We start from the raw sequence: 17,308 nt of genomic DNA, 5'->3' as shown, positions 1-17,308 counted from the left end.
GCCAAATTCAATTTACCAGCTCTGAGAAGCGTCAAATTTCTCCAACGCGCTCTTGAAAGTGCCGGCGATTTCATCGTCCCACGCGCCTGTCTCGTTAATACGAGTCATCAGATCGCCGTGTTCGGAGTTCATGTAACTGTGGGCTGCTGCTTCATAGGTCAGCACCTGAGAAACTGCCAGCTTGTTCAGGTAGCCTTCGTTCGCCGCAAAGACAGAAACAGCCATTTCAGCAACACTCAAAGGTGCGTACTGATTCTGCTTCATCAATTCGGTTACACGGGCACCGTGATCCAACTGAGCTTTGGTTGCATCGTCAAGGTCGGAAGCGAACTGAGAGAACGCCGCCAATTCACGATACTGAGCCAGGGCAGTACGAATACCACCGGACAGCTTCTTCATAATCTTCGTCTGTGCAGAACCACCCACACGCGATACCGAAATACCGGCGTTCATCGCAGGGCGAATACCGGAGTTGAACAAATCAGACTCCAGGAAGATCTGACCGTCGGTAATGGAAATTACGTTGGTTGGTACGAATGCAGAAACGTCACCACCCTGGGTTTCAATAATCGGCAGCGCCGTTAAAGAACCGGTCTGGCCTTTGACTTCACCCTTGGTGAACTCTTCAACGTACTCAGCGTTAACACGCGATGCACGCTCCAGAAGACGGGAGTGAAGGTAGAAAACGTCACCCGGATAAGCTTCACGGCCCGGTGGACGGCGAAGCAACAGGGAGATCTGACGGTAGGCAACCGCTTGCTTGGACAGGTCATCGTAGATGATCAGTGCATCTTCACCACGGTCACGGAAGTATTCACCCATGGAACATCCGGAGTAAGGTGCAATGAACTGCATAGATGCCGGTTCAGAAGCCGAAGCGACAACGATGGTGGTGTATTCCATCGCGCCGTGCTCTTCCAGCTTACGTACAACGTTAGCAATGGTTGAGCGTTTCTGGCCAATCGCCACGTAGACACACTTAATGCCTGCGGCTTTCTGAGCCAGGATGGCGTCAACAGCCAGTGCTGTTTTACCGGTCTGACGGTCTCCAATGATCAGCTCACGCTGACCACGACCGATTGGAACCATGGAGTCAACGGCCTTATAACCGGTCTGTACCGGCTGGTCGACTGACTGACGTGCAATTACGCCCGGTGCAACCTTTTCGATTGGATCAGACAGTTTGGCTTTAATTTCGCCTTTGCCGTCAATCGGGTTACCCAGTGCGTCAACGACACGACCCAGTAGTTCAGGGCCAATAGGTACTTCAAGAATACGACCTGTACATTTACAGGACTGACCTTCGGCCAGCTCTTTGTATTCGCCGAGTACAACGGCACCAACAGAGTCTTGCTCAAGGTTAAGCGCCATACCAAAGACGCCACCTTCAAATTCAATCATCTCGCCGTACATTACATCGGCAAGACCATGAATACGTACAATACCGTCGGATACACCAACGATAGTACCTTCATTCTGTGCTTTAGAGCTGGTATCGAGTTTAGCGATACGCTCTTTGATAATGTCACTGATTTCTGAAGGATTCAGGTGCTGCATGCGTTTTCCCTCATTAGGAATTCATTGCTTCAGCGAGTTTCGACAGCTTTCCGCGAACGGAATCATCGATAACTAGATCGCCAGTCTTAATAATGACACCGCCAATGAGTGCCTTATCTACATTCACTGAAAGGCTAACGTCACGGTCTAATTTGACCTTCAGTTTTTCAGTGAGTGACTTCTGCTGTGCGTCGCTGAGTTCGAATGCACTGGTTACGATTACGTCCGCCGTTTTTTCATGCTCAGAACGAAGAGTCTCGAACTGATAACTGATTTCCGGTAACAATGCGAAGCGGCCGTTTTCGGCCAGCACTACCAACAGATTGGCAGCACCTTCGATACATTGATCACCGGCAATGGCGGTAATAGTTTTCGCTTTATCCAATGCGCTTACCGATGGGCTGGCGATTAACTCGGCAACCTCGGCGGTCTGTGTAATTGCATCTAGCGTTTGGAGCGCGGTTGACCAGCCGGCGATAGCACCGGACTCAACTGCGGCTGAAAACGCAGCCTTTGCGTAAGGACGGGCCAGCGTACTTAGTTCTGCCATTTCGCCTCCTTACAGCTCTGCTGCCAGCTTATCCAACAACTCGCTATGCTTTTTAGCATCAACTTCTGCCTGCAGAATTTTCTCTGCGCCGGCAAGTGTTAACGCTGCAACCTTAGTGCGAAGCTCTTCGCGCGCCAGGTTACGCTCTTTGTCCACATCTGATGCGGCAGCGCTGACAATACGCGCAGCTTCGGCTTCCGCCTCCGCTTTTGCTTCATCAATAATGGCGGCGGCACGACGATTCGCCTGCTCGATCAGCTCAGCGGCTTCTGCCTTGGCTTCAGTCATTTTTTTGGCTGCTTTGTTTTGCGCAACCTCTAAATTCTTTGAAGCACGGTTGGAGGCATCCAGACCTTCAGCGATCTTTTTCTGTCGCTCTTCCATGGCTGCCAGGATTGGCGGCCATACATACTTGGCACAAAGCCAAACAAAAATAGCGAAGACGACGATTTGGCCAATAAATGTTGCGTTAAAGTTCACGCCTTCACCTCGTTATTAGTTAGTGGATTTAGTTCACTTAACAAGTGAATTATGCACCCGCACCAACAACGAAGATCAGGTACATAGCGATACCAACACCGATAATTGGAAGTGCGTCGATCAAGCCAGCAACAATAAAGAATTTTGTTTGCAGCATAGGGCCTAATTCAGGCTGACGCGCTGTAGATTCAAGCAGCTTGCTGCCCAAAATACCTACACCAATTGCAGCACCAATCGCACCCAGACCCATCATTAAGCCAGCGGCAAGAAAGATAAATTCCATGTGTATCTCCTAGAGTTAATTACCAAGTAGTTGTGTTGAAAGTTCGGGTTAGAACCCAGTTTACCCGACAAGAGCGCATGCCTTGCCGGGCGAAATCGTTAATTAGTGGTCTTCGTGTGCCTGACTCAGATAAACAATGGTCAGTACCATAAAGATGAACGCCTGCAGCGGAATAACCAGAATGTGGAAGGCTGCCCAGCTCAGCTGCAGCACACCGCCCAGAATGGCCATGACGAAACCGCCACCGAACATCAATGCGATCAGAATAAAGATGATTTCTGCCGCGTAGAGGTTACCGAACAATCGCAGGCCCAATGAGAAAGGCTTCGCGAACAGGCCAACCAGCTCCATGAACAGGTTGAACGGGATGAATGCCCAATGGTTAAACGGTGTGAACGACAGCTCTTTCAGGAAGCCCCAGCCTTTCACCTTAATGGAGTAGTAGATCATCAGAATAAATACGAAGACTGCGGTGCCGAGCGTGATGTTCGGGTCCGTGGAAGGTACGATTTTCTGGAAGTGAACCCCTGCCAGCTGCAGCAGATAAGGAACAAGGTCTACCGGCAGAATATCCATCAGGTTAGACAGCAGCACCCAACAGAAAACTGTTAAAGCAAGTGGTGCAATCAGCGGGTTACGGCCATGGAAGATATCGCGGACGTTCCCGTCAACAAACTCAACCAGGGTTTCGACCAGGTTTTGTGCACCGGAAGGCACACCGCTGGTGGCTTTTTTACCGACTCGCCAGAAGAACAACAGGAAGATAGCGCCGAGGCCAATTGACCAGAGCATACTGTCGACATGAATTGCGTTGAAACCCATTGCCGCAGCTTCAGATGCGCAGTGAGCAAAACCCCAGTGAGCATGCTCTGCAATTGAACCATCACAAAGCGTCACACCTTCTTCAATCTTACCGTACGTCAGATTGGTCAAATGGTGCTGGATATACTCAGCGGAATTATGGTACCCGCCTTCACTACTTGCCATAAAACAATCACCCCTTTTCTTTTTGAGACAGCCGTTAAGCTGCCCTTTTAACCAAAACCGGTAGCATCAGCGCTCCGAGAGTATGTATAGAAAACAAACTCGTATATAGAACTGCTGCGTTTAATTCCTTGTATAAAATAACAATCAATAAGCTGAGTGTTAGTACGATCGCCCACTTACCCCACATTGCATTGTAAGTTGCAGCGATGACGTTTGAGGTATTCAGGTCGCCGAAACTGCGCAGGGCACGGTAGTTGTAAAAGGCCTGAGCAAGAATACAGATCAGTCCACCCAGCAAAACCGCCAACCCGATCATCGGTTGTAGCAGAACTCCGACTAAAGTCGCACAAAAAGTCGCGAGCAATTGAACCACCAAAACCCTGTAAACGACAGGTCGTTTCAATAATTTTACAGAATAGGGTTTAAAAATATTCACCCAAGGCTCCTGATTAAATACTCAGGTTCTGCAAATAACCTGCGCTCTAAGCCAATGATTTTCCAAGCATTAATGCTAGATACCTTTTCCAAGATTGCCATTCTCATTATGAATTTATTGATTCATAAAGCTGAATTGAATTTTTTGTAAACGGTTCAGAACGTAAACCGAATGGTTTTTTTATGCCTATGAATGGTAAAACTCATAGCCAGGACAATCAAAAAGCGCTGAGAGTATAGGGGCTATGGTCAAGCGCATCAACAGAATGGCTAGCCTCTTTGGTTAGCCATTAGGATGATTCACATCAAGATAAATACAGGTTAGTCACACCTGAATTCAGTGCGAAAAGTCACTACTTAACGTGGGCCAGAATGCCATCGAGCTCATCGAGGCTGGTGTATTTAATGGTCAGAGAGCCCTTGCCTCCGGCTCCGTGCTTAATTTGCACTGCCGCACCAAGGCGCGAAGACAACATCTGCTCCAGGCGTTGAATATTCACATCGTTGCTGGCGTCGTTCTTGGGCAGGTTGACCTTATCCGGCTGACTCAGTGAACGCACCAGCGCTTCGGTCTGGCGAACGTTCATGCCCTTGGCAACCACCTGTCGTGCGGCATCAATCTGGTTGCGGCCATTCAGCCCCAGTAACGCCCGGGCATGGCCCATTTCCAGATCGCCGTGCTCGAGCATGGTTTTCACTTCCGACTCCAGCCCAATCAGGCGCAGCAGGTTGGTGACTGCCGTGCGCGACTTGCCCACGGCCTCGGCAACCTGAGCCTGCGTCAGCTCGAATTCTTTCTGCAATCGCTGCAGGGCGATGGCTTCTTCGATGGGATTGAGGTTTTCACGCTGGATGTTTTCAATCAGCGCCATGGCAATGGCGTCTTCATCCGCCACATCGCGAATAACCGCCGGAATGGTTTCCAGGCCAGCCAGTTGCGCCGCGCGCCAACGGCGCTCACCGGCAATTAGTTCATAAGACTGTGGCCCCAAAGGCCGAACAACCACCGGCTGCATAACGCCCTGCGCACGGATGGAATCGGCCAGCTCTTTAAGCCCCTCTTCCGACATATCCCGTCGCGGCTGAAACACCCCGCGTTGCAGCCATTCGATGGGCAGCTCTTTGAGCGTGGCATCTTTAACCTTTTCAACAGGCTGCTCGGTAATTTCTTTCACCTCTGCCTGAGTAGTTATTAAAGAGCCGAAATTGCGACCCAATCCTTTCTTTTTAGGCGACATCAATCTTTAACCTGTGCGTATTATCCAATAATTTTAATTTTTTCGTGCTCTTTGATCAGCGAGGTATCTGCCAGTTCGCCTTCGTTGCGGCGAATAAACTCACCCGCCAGCGCCAGATAAGCCATGGCTCCGCGGGAGGATTTATCGAACTGCAACGCCGGCAGACCAAAACTGGGCGCTTCCGCCAGGCGGACATTACGCGGAATGACCGCCGAATAGAGCTGATCGCCAAAGTGTGCTTTCAGCTGATCGGAGACATCGTTGGTCAGAGTGTTGCGTGGGTCATACATGGTGCGCAACAAGCCGCCAATCTTTAAATTCGGGTTAACCACCTTCTGAATCTGACCGATGGTTTCAAGCAGCGCCGCCAGCCCTTCCAGTGCGTAGTATTCGCACTGCATAGGAATAAAGGTAAAGTTTGCTGCGGTTAGGGCATTAACCGTGAGCATGTTGAGCGAAGGCGGGCAGTCAATAAAGATATAATCGTAACGCTGCTTTACCTCTGCCAGAGCATACTGCAGTCGATGCTCTTTCATTTTCATTTCCAGCAACTCGACTTCGGCGGCTGTCAGGTCGCCGTTGGCCGGCAACAGGTCGTAACCGGAGTGTTCGGTTTTTACAATGGCTTCTTCGCAGTCGCATTTGCCGGTCAGAACATCATAGGCCGAAAGCGCCAGATCGTTTTTATCGATACCACTGCCCATGGTGGCATTGCCCTGCGGATCCAGATCCACCACCAGTACCTTACGCTTCATGGCAACCAATGAAGCAGGCAGGTTTACGGCTGTGGTTGTTTTACCCACGCCACCCTTCTGATTGGTGATCGCAAAAATCTGACTCAAGCTGATTTCCTTAATTGTTGTATGAACCAAGCTTAGGATTTAAAACCCAGCTCTACCAGATGGCGTTCGCCATCGGTTCCGGGCACGGTTAACGGCGTCACTTTCTGTACTTCGATATCGGCCGGTAACTCGGCAATCTCTTCGTGCGGGTATAAACCCTTCATGGCGATAAAGCGTCCATTCTCCGCCAGCAGATGACGGGAAAAGGCTACCATATCAGAAAGTGTCGCAAAGGCCCTAGATGTGATCTGGGCAAATTGCCGTTCCGGCTGCCAACTCTCCAGACGGTGGTGAACAACCGTACAGTTTTCGACTTTCAGGGTCATTTTCACCTGATTCAGGAAGCGGCACTTCTTACCGTTGCTGTCGAGCAGCCAGACGTTGAGGTCGGGCCGCACCAGCGCGGCAATCATGCCCGGCAAGCCCGGCCCGGTGCCGACATCGATCAGATCACCTTCGCCAATAAAGGGCATGATGCTCAGGCTGTCGATCAGGTGGCGGTCTACCATCTGCAGGGCATCGCGCACAGACGTGAGGTTATAGGCCTTATTCCACTTCACCAGCAGCTCATGATAGGCCAGTACACGTGCCACAGCCTCATCACTCAGGGATAAATCCAGCTCGTTAATACCCCAGCGCAGGCGCTTTTCAAATTCGTTCATCAGGCGCTCTTCCGTGCTGCGTTGTGTTTTTTAATGTGAATCATCAGCATCGATACCGCCGCCGGGGTGACCCCGGAGATGCGCGACGCCTGCGCCAGTGTTTCCGGCCGCACTTCCTTAAGCTTCTGTTTCACCTCGTTGGAAAGCCCGCCAATGGCGTCGATATCCAGCGTTTCCGGCAGGCGCATGTTTTCATGCCGGCGCAGGGTTTCAATCTCTTCCTGCTGGCGCTGAATGTAGCCATCGTATTTGGCGGAAATTTCCACCTGTTCCTGCACGTCAACGGCCACAGACTGCTCAGCCGGCATCGCCGCATTGATATCAGCGTACTTCAGCTCCGGACGCTTGAGCAGATCCTTCAGGCTGAACTCGCGCGCCAGGGGTTGCGGCAGCTTGGCTTCCAGCGCCCTGGCAGCGGCCGTATTTGGCTGCACGTAGCTGGTGCGCAGGCGCTCCTGCTCACGGGCAATGCCTTCCTGCTTTTCGCAGAAGGCGCGCCAGCGATCATCATCGATCAGGCCGAGCTCACGGCCCTTCTCTGTCAGACGGGTATCGGCGTTGTCTTCGCGCAGCAGCAGGCGGTATTCGGCACGGCTGGTAAACATGCGGTACGGCTCTTTGGTCCCCATGGTAATGAGGTCATCGACCAGTACGCCAATATAGGCCTCATCACGACGCGGGTACCAGATTTCCTGATCGTTCGCTTTACGCGCGGCATTCAAACCGGCCAACAGGCCCTGGGCTCCGGCTTCTTCGTAGCCGGTGGTGCCGTTGACCTGACCGGCAAAGAACAGGTTTTCAACGTATTTGCTTTCCAGCGAGTGCTTCAGATCCTGCGGGTTATAGAAATCGTATTCGATGGCATAGCCCGGGCGGGTCAGGTGTGCGTTTTCAAAACCGGCCATGGTGCGGATAAAATCAACCTGCACATCAAACGGCAGACTGGTGGAAATGCCGTTCGGGTAAAGCTCGTAGGTGGTCAAACCTTCGGGCTCGACAAAGATCTGGTGACTGCTTTTATCGGCAAAGCGGGTGATCTTGTCTTCAATAGACGGGCAGTAGCGCGGCCCGGTGCCTTCAATGTTGCCGGAATACATCGCAGAGCGGTGGATATTGTTACGGATAATATCGTGGGTCTGTTCGGTGGTATTGGTGATATAGCAGCTCACCTGACGCGGATGATCCTCAACCGAGCCCATATAAGACATAACCGGTAGCGGGGTATCGCCGGGCTGTTCGACCATTTTGGAGAAATCCACCGAGCGGGCATCAACGCGCGCCGGCGTACCGGTCTTTAAACGCCCGGTGCGGATCGGCAATTCGCGCAGACGGTCTGCCAGCGAAATACTGGGCATATCGCCCATACGGCCACCGGCATAGTTTTCGGTGCCAACATGGATCTTACCGTTCAGGAAGGTACCGGCGGTGAGCACAATGGCTTTGGCACGGATGCGGATACCGGTTTCGGTAATGGCACCCACCACGGCATCGCCCTGCATGATCAGGTCGGCCGCACCCTGTGCGAAGATTTCGAGGTTCGGCTGATGCTCAACAATATGCCGGGTCGCCGCACGGAACAGCGCCCGGTCGGCCTGCGCACGGGTCGCCCGCACGGCTGGGCCCTTACGGCTGTTCAGCGTACGCCACTGAATACCGGCCTTGTCGGTTGCCCGCGCCATACCGCCGCCCAACGCGTCAATCTCTTTGACCAGATGGCTCTTGCCAATACCGCCAATCGCCGGGTTACAGGACATAACGCCGATGGTATCGATATTGTGCGTCAGCAGCAGGGTGGCACTGCCCGTGCGCGCTGCGGCGAGCGCAGCCTCGGTACCTGCATGACCGCCACCGATCACAATGACATCGTATTGCTTTGGAAAATCCACGTTACACCTCAAACCAAGCAGAAAGCCCGAACAGCAACGCCATTCGGGGCACAAATAAAAATGGGAGCGGATTATAGGAAAAAGCGCGGCGCTTTACAGCTCAAATTTCGATCAATTCTGAAAAGCACAGGTAATTTTAGCGATCAACCGGCTATCGCGGCGCTAGCAGCCCGTTGTAATACTGCCAATGGACGGCTCAATGCCGGTTCCACGGTTATAGTAGTAGGCAAAGCAATCATCCGAAATGGTGTCGCCCATTAGCCAGATAATCACGGTTGCCTGTTCATTGCCGCTGGTCACCGAGCTCAAACCCACCGCAGAAGGCCGCTGGTTACCCACCCCGCAGAGGTCGTTCTTCACGCATTCAGCACTCACAGCGGTGAAAGAGATGTCCTGACCAACATCCATGGCATAACGCCAGGCGCTGTTCCAGTGACCGCGGATGTAGCCGCCACGCAGGTGAATCGTTTCACCCGCGTATTCAAAGCTGTCACTGGTATCGGTGCCATTGACCAGCGCCTGAGCATGCACCAGCCCGGAAAGGCTGCGCATGCCACCGGCAACCTGCTCGATGACGGCCGTTCTTGCGTTGGAGCGAAGGTCAGCAAAACGCGCGATTGCGATCGCCGCGAGGATAGAAATGACAACAAAGACGATCACTAACTCGATCAGCGTGAATCCGCGTACTGCTCTTTTCATTACTCTTCCTCCGTCTCCTGGTACAGCTCAAACAGGGTTTTCAATGCCAGCTGTGCCTTGCCATTCAGTGAGTCTTCCGGGAACACACCCTTAGCATCGGTTTGCCCCGGCTCCAGCCCGGTGAGCAGGTGCAGCGCCTCATAGACATGCTTAACGCCGTAGATGTGGAACTTGCCGGCTTTTACCGCCTCGATCACATCCTGATGCAGCATCAGATGCTTAACGTTATCTTTCGGCACGATCACGCCCTGCTTGCCGGTTAAACCGCGCAGCTGGCAGAGCTTGAAAAAGCCCTCAATCTTTTCATTCACACCGCCAATGGCCTGAACCTCGCCGAGCTGGTTCATGGAACCGGTAATGGCGAAGCCCTGATTGATCGGCTGCTGGGTAATGGCAGACATCAGCGAGCAATACTCAGCCACGGTAGCGCTGTCGCCATCGATGTAACCATAACTCTGTTCCATGGCGATATGGGAAGAAAGGGTGAGCGGGAAGGTGCGGCCGAATTCATGGCCTAAAAAGCCGGAAAGAATCATCACACCCTTACTGTGAATGGACTGGCCCAGCTCGACTTCACGCTCAATATCCACCACGCCCTTACCGCCGACATGCACCGTGGCGGTAATACGCGCCGGCGAACCGAAACGGCTTTCACCAATTTCCATCACCGTCAGGCCATTCACGCAACCGACGCGTTCGCCTTCGGTGTCAATCAGGATGGTGCCTTCTTCTATTTCCATCAGCATCTGGTCAGCGATGCGGCCATTGCGGTATTCAGCCGCCTCCAGCGCCTGAGTGACGTGCATAGCATCGATGCAGCGCGACTCCTGATGACGGCTGATGAAATCGGCTTCGGCAAACACCTTAAACACCTTCACCACCTGCGCCGAGAGCCGGTTCTGGTGCTCGGCTTCACGCAGTGAAAACTCGATCAGTTTTTCCAGGGCACCGCGGGTCAGCGGCTTGAAGCCCTTTTCTTCTCCGTAATCTTTAATGCGCAGAATGAGGTTATCGATGTTGTCGCGCGAGCGTGGGATAAAGCTGTCGAAATCAACCGGCACACGGAACAGCTCCATGAATTCCGGATCCCATTCCTGCAGCTGGTAGTAGATGTCGCGCGAGCCCAGCAGGATAACCTTCACGTTCAGCTTGATCGATTCCGGGCTCAGCGTCACCGTATGCATCAGGCTGGCCTCTACAAAGGGCGATTCCATCTTCAGCTCTTTGGTTTTCAGCGCCAGCTTCAGAGCATCCCAGGCGAAGGGCTCGAGCAGCAGCTTTTCAGCATCCAAAATCAAATAACCCCCGTTGGCCTTGAGCAGGCTGCCGGGGCGAATCAGCTGATAGTTGGTGGTCGGCACACCCTGTTGAGTGGCGTATTCAATGCGGCCAAACAGGTTCTGGTAAGTGGGCAGCATTTCGTACACCACCGGCGCACCGCTGTGCAGTTCGTGCGCAACCATCAGGTTAGGGCGCAGCCAGTTTTCCAGGGTTTGACGGCGATCCTGATCGCTGCGGGTATCCAACAGGGATTCCTCTGCGAACAGATCGACCAGCAACTGCGGCAACTGGTTTTTGATGGAGCGCAGATAACGCAACACCGACAGCAGGCTCTGGTTCTTCACTTCCAGATCCTTCATCAGCGGACGAATCGCCTGTTGCACGGTTTCCAGGTTCAGCTGACGCATCTTTTCCGAAGCCTTACGGCGCCAGGTGGGCAGCTCCAGCACCTGCTCGTTCAGGTACTCTTCAATCTCGTTGATGCGGCGCTGGAATTCGCTGCGCAGCTCTTCCGGCAGCTGGGCAAACTCGGTATCGTCCAGCGCTTTGCCATCGACCACCGGCAGCAGCATCACTGAGCCGCCATCGGCGACCACCGCCACTTCTTTTTCGTTGGCGAAGCGTTCAACAACCTTCAGGGCTGCGTCGTAAAACTGGTTAAAGTCGCGGTCAATCGCCGAGCGCTTGCGCTGGTAGGTCGGGTTTTCGAAGGCCGCCGGAAAGGTATCCATCAGATCGCTGATGAACTGATTGATCTGCGCTTTCAGCTCTTCACCACGGGTGGCCGGCAGTTCCAGCGAATAGGGCTCGCGGGCATTATCGAAGTTGTTGATGTAGGCCCATTCACTCGGTGCCTGCTGCGATTCCGCCAGCTCCTTCACATACTTGGAGATCAGCGATTGTCGGCCGGTACCGGCATCGCCCATCACATACAGGTTGTAGCCACCGCCACGCATGGCAATGCCGAACTCCAGCGATTTCTTGGCGCGCGGTTGCCCGAGGAAGCTGGAAACGCCTTCCAGATCTTCGGTGGATTCAATGTTGTGATAGCTAAGATCGATATGAGCACGCAATTCATTTGCGCTCAGTTCGGATACCAATTTAGACATGTAAATATAACCCTGATGAAAAGTATGGAAAGTATGTCAGTGCCGGAAACAGAAAGAAACGCCGGCCGTTACCTTGGCTGTAAGCCAACCGCATTGCGCCTTCGCCACAGCCGGCCATCAATGCAGCTCAAACCGATAGCGATACAACCGATGCCAAGCGCATGATTCCAGCCGAGGCTTTCGTTCAGGAACAGCCAGCCAAGCAGAATGGCCGAGATCGGCACCAGCAAGGTGACCAACAACAGATTGGTGGCACCGGCGCTGGCCAGCAGCCGGAAATAAATAACATAGGCCAGCGCCGTACAGACCAACGCCAGTGAGACCAGCGCCAGCCAGGAAGTCAGCGAGGCGGATACATAAACCCCGGCCCCATCAATGAACAGCGCAAGCGGCAGCATAATCAGCGCCGAACCGGTCACCTGGCCGGCAGCGGTGACGATGGAGCTAACCCCAAGGCGACGAAAGCGACGGCCATAAACCCCGGCAACGGCATAAGAGCAGGCGGCGCCCAGTATCGCCAGCTGCGCCAGCAAGTGCTGATCGCCACCGAACGATGACAAGCCGATCATCAGCGCCACGCCGAACAGGCCAATAAAGACACCGGCAAACTTCAATGGCGTTGCCTGCTCATCCGGCAGAAAGAAGCCCGCGACAACCACAGCAAACAGCGGCGTGGTCGCGTTCAGAATAGAGGCAACGCCGGAGGCAATGTGGGTCTGCCCCCAAACAATCAGACCAAAGGGAACGGCATTATTCAGAAGCCCCATAATCAGGAAGGCCAGCCACACCTCTGCGGATTTCGGCACGGCCAGGCCGGTCAGCGAAACCACCAGCCAAAGAGCCAGCGCCGCCAGTGCCACGCGCACCGCCACCAGCGTAAAGGGTGCAAAACTTTGCAGGGCAACCTCGATAAAAAAGAACGAACCACCCCAAAGCAATGACAGTATCAGCAGCAAAAGCCAGTCTCTAAGGTTCATGGTCGTATTAATAGGTGTCATAAAAAAGCAAAACTCCGGGCAAGGCAGCGGCAATACACAAGACTATTTAACCACGCATTCTCTGCTTTGAATAACCATCGGCCGATAAAAACTCAACTACGCTTTATTTCACTAACTGAAGCGATTGACCTTTCAGAACTGCCCAAACTGATAAACAGGCTGCCATGAAACACTCGGTTTCGACGCTCAAAACAACCAGACTGACGATTCTGGCCTTTACTGCGATTGTAATCGCTGTCATTGCCTATGCCGTGGTGGTGCTGGAACAGCGCTATTACGACGTCTCGCAGCAGAACGCAGAGTCGATAAAGCGCGAGCACATCGCCGACATCGTCAACAACGCCTACGCAACCGCCCGCTATACCTTTGAACATGTCCGCAGCGATTACAGCGAGCGCATCGCCGACCATACAGAAACCCTGACTGCGCTGCTGCAAGGCTTGCCGGTATCCAGCCAATGCCGGCTGATCAATGCCTACGGCAGGAGCAACCTGCGGCTCACCCTGTTGCTGCAGCAGGGTGAACAAATCCTCTGCCAGCAGCAATCCGCCTGGCTGACCGACCTGGCGCGCGACCTGAATAACCCGCAGAGCATCAGCCGGGAGGTCATGATTGATGAACAAACCAAACTGACGGTGCTGTATTCGGCTGAAACCATAGATTCAATCACGCAGACGACCATCTTCAGGCTGTTCGATACCTATGCCTTCGCCAATGAAGACGTTTACCTGTGGATAAACCAGATCGAAGACTTTGCCGGCGGTGAAGACTACGCGATCCGTGTTTATCACCAGAACCTGCCGGAATCCGTCGGCCAGAAGCTTTCTACCGAGTTAACCGACATCATCGGCAACAAACCCTATCTGGAGGAACTGAACGGCATCAACCAAAGCGGTGAAACCTTCATTCAGTACTATTTCAAGAAGCGCTCGGAAGATACCTTCAGTCAGAAGGTCTCCTTCGCCAAGCTGTTCGAGCCTTACAACTGGGTCATTGCCTCCGGTATCTATGTGGATGATGTTGAGGAGCTTGTCGCCATTGAAACCGCCACCATCCACAACGAGTTCATCGCCGTGCTGGTCACCCTGTTTGTACTCATCGCGCTGCTGGCCATCGCGGTCACGGTGCTGATCAGCCGGCTCAGCAGGGCCAGTCTGCAACGCGACAAACAGACCATTGAGCTGCTGCACCAGAAGGAAGATGTTGAGAACTACCGGCAGGTATTGTTTGCCATGCTGGATATCGTTGAAAAGCGCGACAGCTACACCGCCGGCCATACCCGCAGGGTTGCCGCCTATGCGGCTCTGGTCGCCAAAGCCATGAAGGTGCAGCAACCTGAGCTGAATGTTCTTTACGAGGCCGCCATCCTGCACGATATTGGCAAAGTCTCTACACCCGATACTATTCTGCTGAAGCCGGGCCGGCTCAACAACGATGAATACACCATCATCCGGAATCATGTGCAGTACAGCTACGATTTTCTGAAGCGCATCTCAGCCTTTAGAGCGCATGCTGAAATCGTCCGCCACCACCATGAACGGCATGACGGCCAGGGCTACCCGGCCGGACTTGCGGGCGACGAGATACCGCTGCTGTCGCAGATCCTCATCGTCGTCGATGCCTTCGATGCCATGACCTCGTCACGGCTGTATCAGCAGAACATGAGCCTGAAAGACGCCATCAATGAACTCATTATGCTCAGCGGTGCCCAGTTTTCACCCCAGGTGGTGCAGGCGGCGGTGCCGGTGCTGAAGCAGCATGGGGTAATCGAAACACAGACCGATCAGATGCAGGACAGCCTGGATAAGGTGCGCATGGCCTATTATTTTCAGGATTCACTGACCGGCCTGTACAACCAGAGCTTTCTTGGCCATGTGCTGGCGCAAAATAACAACGCCACCTGCTGTTACTTCCTGAACATCACCGGCTTCAGTGATTTCAACAAGCGCCACGGCTGGCATGGCGGCGATAAAAAGCTGCTGGAGCTGAGCCACCGGCTGAAAACGATTTTCCCTTACGGCACCCTGTTCCGGGTGTTTGGCAGCGACTTTCTGGTGGTTCACGCCGAGCACTGTGAAACCAGCAAAGACGAGCTGTTTGAGCAATTGAATCTGGCCAAATCCGGACTGCAGTTAAGGCTGTTTCATATGAATCTGAGCACACTGAACAATCCGAGCATCGATGACATTACCCATGCCATCGAAATCTTCATGTATCAATCGCTCGACAGTTGAAGCCGCAGAACACTAAACCGAGAACGGGTAGGCGATCGGCTCGTGGTGCTGATAGCCTTCCACCTGAAAGTCATCCATGGTGACCCAGGTTTCCAGATCTTCCAGCGATTTAATCGCCGGGTTAATGATCAGCTTCGGTGACGGGAACGGCTCGCGCTTGAGCTGCACATCACGCATCAGCGGCAGCTGGTCTTCATAGATGTGTGCATTGACGATCTTGTGATAGGCCTTACCCGGCTTGTTGCCGGTAATCTGCGCCATAATCGCCAGGAAGAAAAACACCTGCACCTGATTGAAATTGAGCCCCAGCGGTACATCGCACGAGCGCTGATAACTGGTTAAATAAAGCGTATCGCCAAGCAGCGAAAAGGTATGGGTATGCATGCATGGGCGCAGGCAGCCCATGTGGAATTCACCGGGGTTGTAGAAACTGAGAATCTCACCACGATCGTCGATGCCATTTTTCAGGTTATCGACAATCTTCCGCAGCTGATCCACCGAGCCACCATCCGGCTTCGCCCAACTGCGCCCCTGCACGCCATACACCCGGCCCATATCATCGCTGCCTTTACGGTGTTCATTGGCCAGCCAGGCGGCGTTTTCATTGGCGTTGGCATCCCAGGTTTTTGCGCCCAGCTTGCGGAAATCGGCGGCGTTATCGTAACCGCGGATATAGCCCAGAAACTCGGCAATCGCAGCCTTGTAAAAGCTTTTACGGGTGGTAATCAGCGGGAACTCATTGGCCGCGACATTGTATTCAAGGTCGGCATCGATCACGGTCAGGCAGCGCTTACCGGTGCGCTTGTTCTCAACCCAATGACCTTCATCGATGATGCGCTGACATAAATCTAAATACTGTTTCATTTGTTTTTAGCCTTTGCGTTTTTCTTTTTGGGTGCGGACGTTTTAGCCACGCTCGGCTGATCAAATACCGGCTTTTTGTAGGCGATAAACAGCATCACCGCACCGACAACAATCATCGGCAAGCTTAGCACCATGCCCTCGGTCAGGTAGCCACCCAGCAGATAACCGATGTGCTCATCCGGCTCGCGGAAGAACTCCGCCGCCGTGCGCAAAACACCGTAGCCGATAATAAACAGCGCCGAAACCGCCATGCGCGGGCGCTGCTTGGTACTGTATAGCCACAGAATGATAAACAACAACAGGCCTTCACCGGCCATCTGATACAACTGCGAAGGGTGCCGCGCAACCATATCGTTGGCCTGAGGAAAGATCATACCCCACGGCACATCGGTTGGCCGGCCCCACAGTTCACCATTAATGAAGTTACCGAAACGGCCCAGCAACAGGCCCGGCGGCACCAGCGGCGCAACAAAGTCACCCACCTGAAACAGCTTTTTACCCTTAGCGCGGGCGAACAGCAGCACCGCAGCGACCACACCCAGAAAACCACCATGGAAGCTCATGCCGCCTTCGTTAATCTTGAACAGGTAAAGCGGGTTCTGCAGAAAGTAGTCGAAATGGTAAAAAATAACGTAGCCCACGCGGCCGCCGATAATGACGCCCAGCACCGAATAAAACAGCAGATCCTGAATCTCTTCTTTACTGAAGCCACGCCAGGCATCTCGCTTAGCGCGCCAAATACCCAGATACTGAGCCAACAGAAAACCCACCAGATACATAATGCCGTACCAGTGGATAGAAAGCGGACCGATGCTGAAAAAGACCGGGTCAAATTGCGGGTGAACCATTGCGATACCATTCCTTAATTAAGCGGCGCGACTATAGCAGAAATTCATGCAGGGAAGGGTATGGGTGGTTAATGACAAATGTATGTTGGGGGGGGGAGGTGTGAGATGTGAGACGTAAGATGTGGGACGTGGGACGTGGGACGTAAGATGCTAGATGCTAGATGCTAGATGCTGGATGCTGGATGCTAAACGTTATACCTAAGACGTATCAGCGCTGCCGGCCGGAACTTTCTGCGCCGGTGCCGAGGGGTGTTTGAGGCCGCAGGCCGAGTTCCCGAACACCGGAGCGGGAAGTGCCGGGCGGGGGCGCGTGGCTTGAGACGTAAGACGTAAGACGTAAGACGTAAGACGTAAG

At 53.4% G+C, this 17,308-nt stretch carries 16 protein-coding genes; 1 reads left to right on the top strand and 15 read right to left on the bottom strand.

The window, feature by feature from the left end:
* Positions 1 to 12: 12 nt before the first annotated feature.
* The 13 genes from atpA to BCF53_RS01950 all read right to left on the bottom strand — a co-directional run bounded on the left by atpA (position 13) and on the right by BCF53_RS01950 (position 13,007).
* Complete coding sequence (gene atpA, locus BCF53_RS02010; protein WP_132699341.1) at positions 13 to 1,557, bottom strand: F0F1 ATP synthase subunit alpha; 1,545 nt, start codon at positions 1,555 to 1,557, stop codon at positions 13 to 15.
* A gap of 13 nt (positions 1,558 to 1,570) precedes the next feature.
* Positions 1,571 to 2,107 carry a F0F1 ATP synthase subunit delta gene (locus BCF53_RS02005; protein ID WP_132699339.1) on the bottom strand — a complete coding sequence of 179 codons (537 nt, stop codon included), beginning with the start codon at positions 2,105 to 2,107 and terminating at the stop codon, positions 1,571 to 1,573.
* Between the two features lie 9 nt (positions 2,108 to 2,116).
* Positions 2,117 to 2,587 carry a F0F1 ATP synthase subunit B gene (locus tag BCF53_RS02000; RefSeq protein WP_132699337.1) on the bottom strand — a complete coding sequence of 157 codons (471 nt, stop codon included), beginning with the start codon at positions 2,585 to 2,587 and terminating at the stop codon, positions 2,117 to 2,119.
* Between the two features lie 49 nt (positions 2,588 to 2,636).
* The gene (gene atpE / locus BCF53_RS01995) at positions 2,637 to 2,870 is read right to left on the bottom strand and encodes a F0F1 ATP synthase subunit C (RefSeq protein WP_132699335.1); all 234 of its coding nucleotides are present in this window, start codon (positions 2,868 to 2,870) and stop codon (positions 2,637 to 2,639) included.
* A gap of 102 nt (positions 2,871 to 2,972) precedes the next feature.
* Positions 2,973 to 3,857, bottom strand: coding sequence for a F0F1 ATP synthase subunit A (gene atpB, locus BCF53_RS01990; RefSeq protein ID WP_132699333.1), 885 nt, complete (start codon positions 3,855 to 3,857; stop codon positions 2,973 to 2,975).
* A 34-nt stretch (positions 3,858 to 3,891) separates the two neighbouring features.
* Positions 3,892 to 4,293 (bottom strand): ATP synthase subunit I, encoded by a 402-nt coding sequence (locus BCF53_RS01985; RefSeq protein ID WP_132699331.1) that lies wholly within the window; start codon positions 4,291 to 4,293, stop codon positions 3,892 to 3,894.
* 352 nt (positions 4,294 to 4,645) lie between these two features.
* The gene (locus BCF53_RS01980; protein WP_132699329.1) at positions 4,646 to 5,530 is read right to left on the bottom strand and encodes a ParB/RepB/Spo0J family partition protein; all 885 of its coding nucleotides are present in this window, start codon (positions 5,528 to 5,530) and stop codon (positions 4,646 to 4,648) included.
* A 20-nt stretch (positions 5,531 to 5,550) separates the two neighbouring features.
* Positions 5,551 to 6,372 carry a ParA family protein gene (locus tag BCF53_RS01975; protein ID WP_132699327.1) on the bottom strand — a complete coding sequence of 274 codons (822 nt, stop codon included), beginning with the start codon at positions 6,370 to 6,372 and terminating at the stop codon, positions 5,551 to 5,553.
* 32 nt (positions 6,373 to 6,404) lie between these two features.
* A complete protein-coding gene (gene rsmG, locus BCF53_RS01970) occupies positions 6,405 to 7,034 on the bottom strand; it encodes a 16S rRNA (guanine(527)-N(7))-methyltransferase RsmG (protein ID WP_132699325.1) in 630 nt (209 codons plus the stop codon).
* Complete coding sequence (gene mnmG, locus BCF53_RS01965) at positions 7,034 to 8,920, bottom strand: tRNA uridine-5-carboxymethylaminomethyl(34) synthesis enzyme MnmG (protein WP_132699323.1); 1,887 nt, start codon at positions 8,918 to 8,920, stop codon at positions 7,034 to 7,036. The genes rsmG and mnmG overlap by 1 nt, the downstream gene beginning before the upstream one ends.
* Positions 8,921 to 9,082: 162 nt before the next feature.
* A complete protein-coding gene (locus BCF53_RS01960; RefSeq protein ID WP_132699321.1) occupies positions 9,083 to 9,619 on the bottom strand; it encodes a prepilin-type N-terminal cleavage/methylation domain-containing protein in 537 nt (178 codons plus the stop codon).
* The gene (locus BCF53_RS01955; RefSeq protein ID WP_132699319.1) at positions 9,619 to 12,009 is read right to left on the bottom strand and encodes a Lon protease family protein; all 2,391 of its coding nucleotides are present in this window, start codon (positions 12,007 to 12,009) and stop codon (positions 9,619 to 9,621) included. Before BCF53_RS01955 ends, BCF53_RS01960 begins: the two co-directional genes overlap by 1 nt.
* Positions 12,010 to 12,077: 68 nt before the next feature.
* Complete coding sequence (locus tag BCF53_RS01950; protein WP_207902617.1) at positions 12,078 to 13,007, bottom strand: DMT family transporter; 930 nt, start codon at positions 13,005 to 13,007, stop codon at positions 12,078 to 12,080.
* 164 nt (positions 13,008 to 13,171) lie between these two features.
* Here BCF53_RS01950 and BCF53_RS01945 point away from each other — a divergent pair, with 164 nt between their 5' ends.
* Positions 13,172 to 15,241, top strand: coding sequence for an HD domain-containing phosphohydrolase (locus tag BCF53_RS01945; RefSeq protein ID WP_132699317.1), 2,070 nt, complete (start codon positions 13,172 to 13,174; stop codon positions 15,239 to 15,241).
* 12 nt (positions 15,242 to 15,253) lie between these two features.
* On the opposite strand, the gene BCF53_RS01940 is transcribed toward BCF53_RS01945, so the two are convergent.
* Both BCF53_RS01940 and lgt read right to left on the bottom strand, forming a co-directional pair.
* Positions 15,254 to 16,105 carry a thymidylate synthase gene (locus BCF53_RS01940; protein WP_132699315.1) on the bottom strand — a complete coding sequence of 284 codons (852 nt, stop codon included), beginning with the start codon at positions 16,103 to 16,105 and terminating at the stop codon, positions 15,254 to 15,256.
* Positions 16,102 to 16,953 carry a prolipoprotein diacylglyceryl transferase gene (lgt, locus tag BCF53_RS01935; RefSeq protein WP_132699313.1) on the bottom strand — a complete coding sequence of 284 codons (852 nt, stop codon included), beginning with the start codon at positions 16,951 to 16,953 and terminating at the stop codon, positions 16,102 to 16,104. Before lgt ends, BCF53_RS01940 begins: the two co-directional genes overlap by 4 nt.
* Between the last annotated feature and the right edge of the window lie 355 nt (positions 16,954 to 17,308).

The organism is Reinekea marinisedimentorum, assembly GCF_004341165.1.
GTDB lineage: Bacteria > Pseudomonadota > Gammaproteobacteria > Pseudomonadales > Natronospirillaceae > Reinekea > Reinekea marinisedimentorum.
The sequence above is the reverse complement of the archived record's forward strand: the minus strand, read 5'-3'. Positions and strand labels throughout refer to the sequence as shown.

Coding starts and splice junctions, on each gene's coding strand:
- atpA (WP_132699341.1), bottom strand. CDS start 1,557: ATGCAGCACCTGAATCCTTCAGAAATCAGTGACATTATCAAAGAGCGT.
- BCF53_RS02005 (WP_132699339.1), bottom strand. CDS start 2,107: ATGGCAGAACTAAGTACGCTGGCCCGTCCTTACGCAAAGGCTGCGTTT.
- atpE (WP_132699335.1), bottom strand. CDS start 2,870: ATGGAATTTATCTTTCTTGCCGCTGGCTTAATGATGGGTCTGGGTGCG.
- atpB (WP_132699333.1), bottom strand. CDS start 3,857: ATGGCAAGTAGTGAAGGCGGGTACCATAATTCCGCTGAGTATATCCAG.
- BCF53_RS01980 (WP_132699329.1), bottom strand. CDS start 5,530: ATGTCGCCTAAAAAGAAAGGATTGGGTCGCAATTTCGGCTCTTTAATA.
- rsmG (WP_132699325.1), bottom strand. CDS start 7,034: ATGAACGAATTTGAAAAGCGCCTGCGCTGGGGTATTAACGAGCTGGAT.
- BCF53_RS01960 (WP_132699321.1), bottom strand. CDS start 9,619: ATGAAAAGAGCAGTACGCGGATTCACGCTGATCGAGTTAGTGATCGTC.
- BCF53_RS01955 (WP_132699319.1), bottom strand. CDS start 12,009: ATGTCTAAATTGGTATCCGAACTGAGCGCAAATGAATTGCGTGCTCAT.
- BCF53_RS01950 (WP_207902617.1), bottom strand. CDS start 13,007: ATGACACCTATTAATACGACCATGAACCTTAGAGACTGGCTTTTGCTG.
- BCF53_RS01945 (WP_132699317.1), top strand. CDS start 13,172: ATGAAACACTCGGTTTCGACGCTCAAAACAACCAGACTGACGATTCTG.
- BCF53_RS01940 (WP_132699315.1), bottom strand. CDS start 16,105: ATGAAACAGTATTTAGATTTATGTCAGCGCATCATCGATGAAGGTCAT.
- lgt (WP_132699313.1), bottom strand. CDS start 16,953: ATGGTTCACCCGCAATTTGACCCGGTCTTTTTCAGCATCGGTCCGCTT.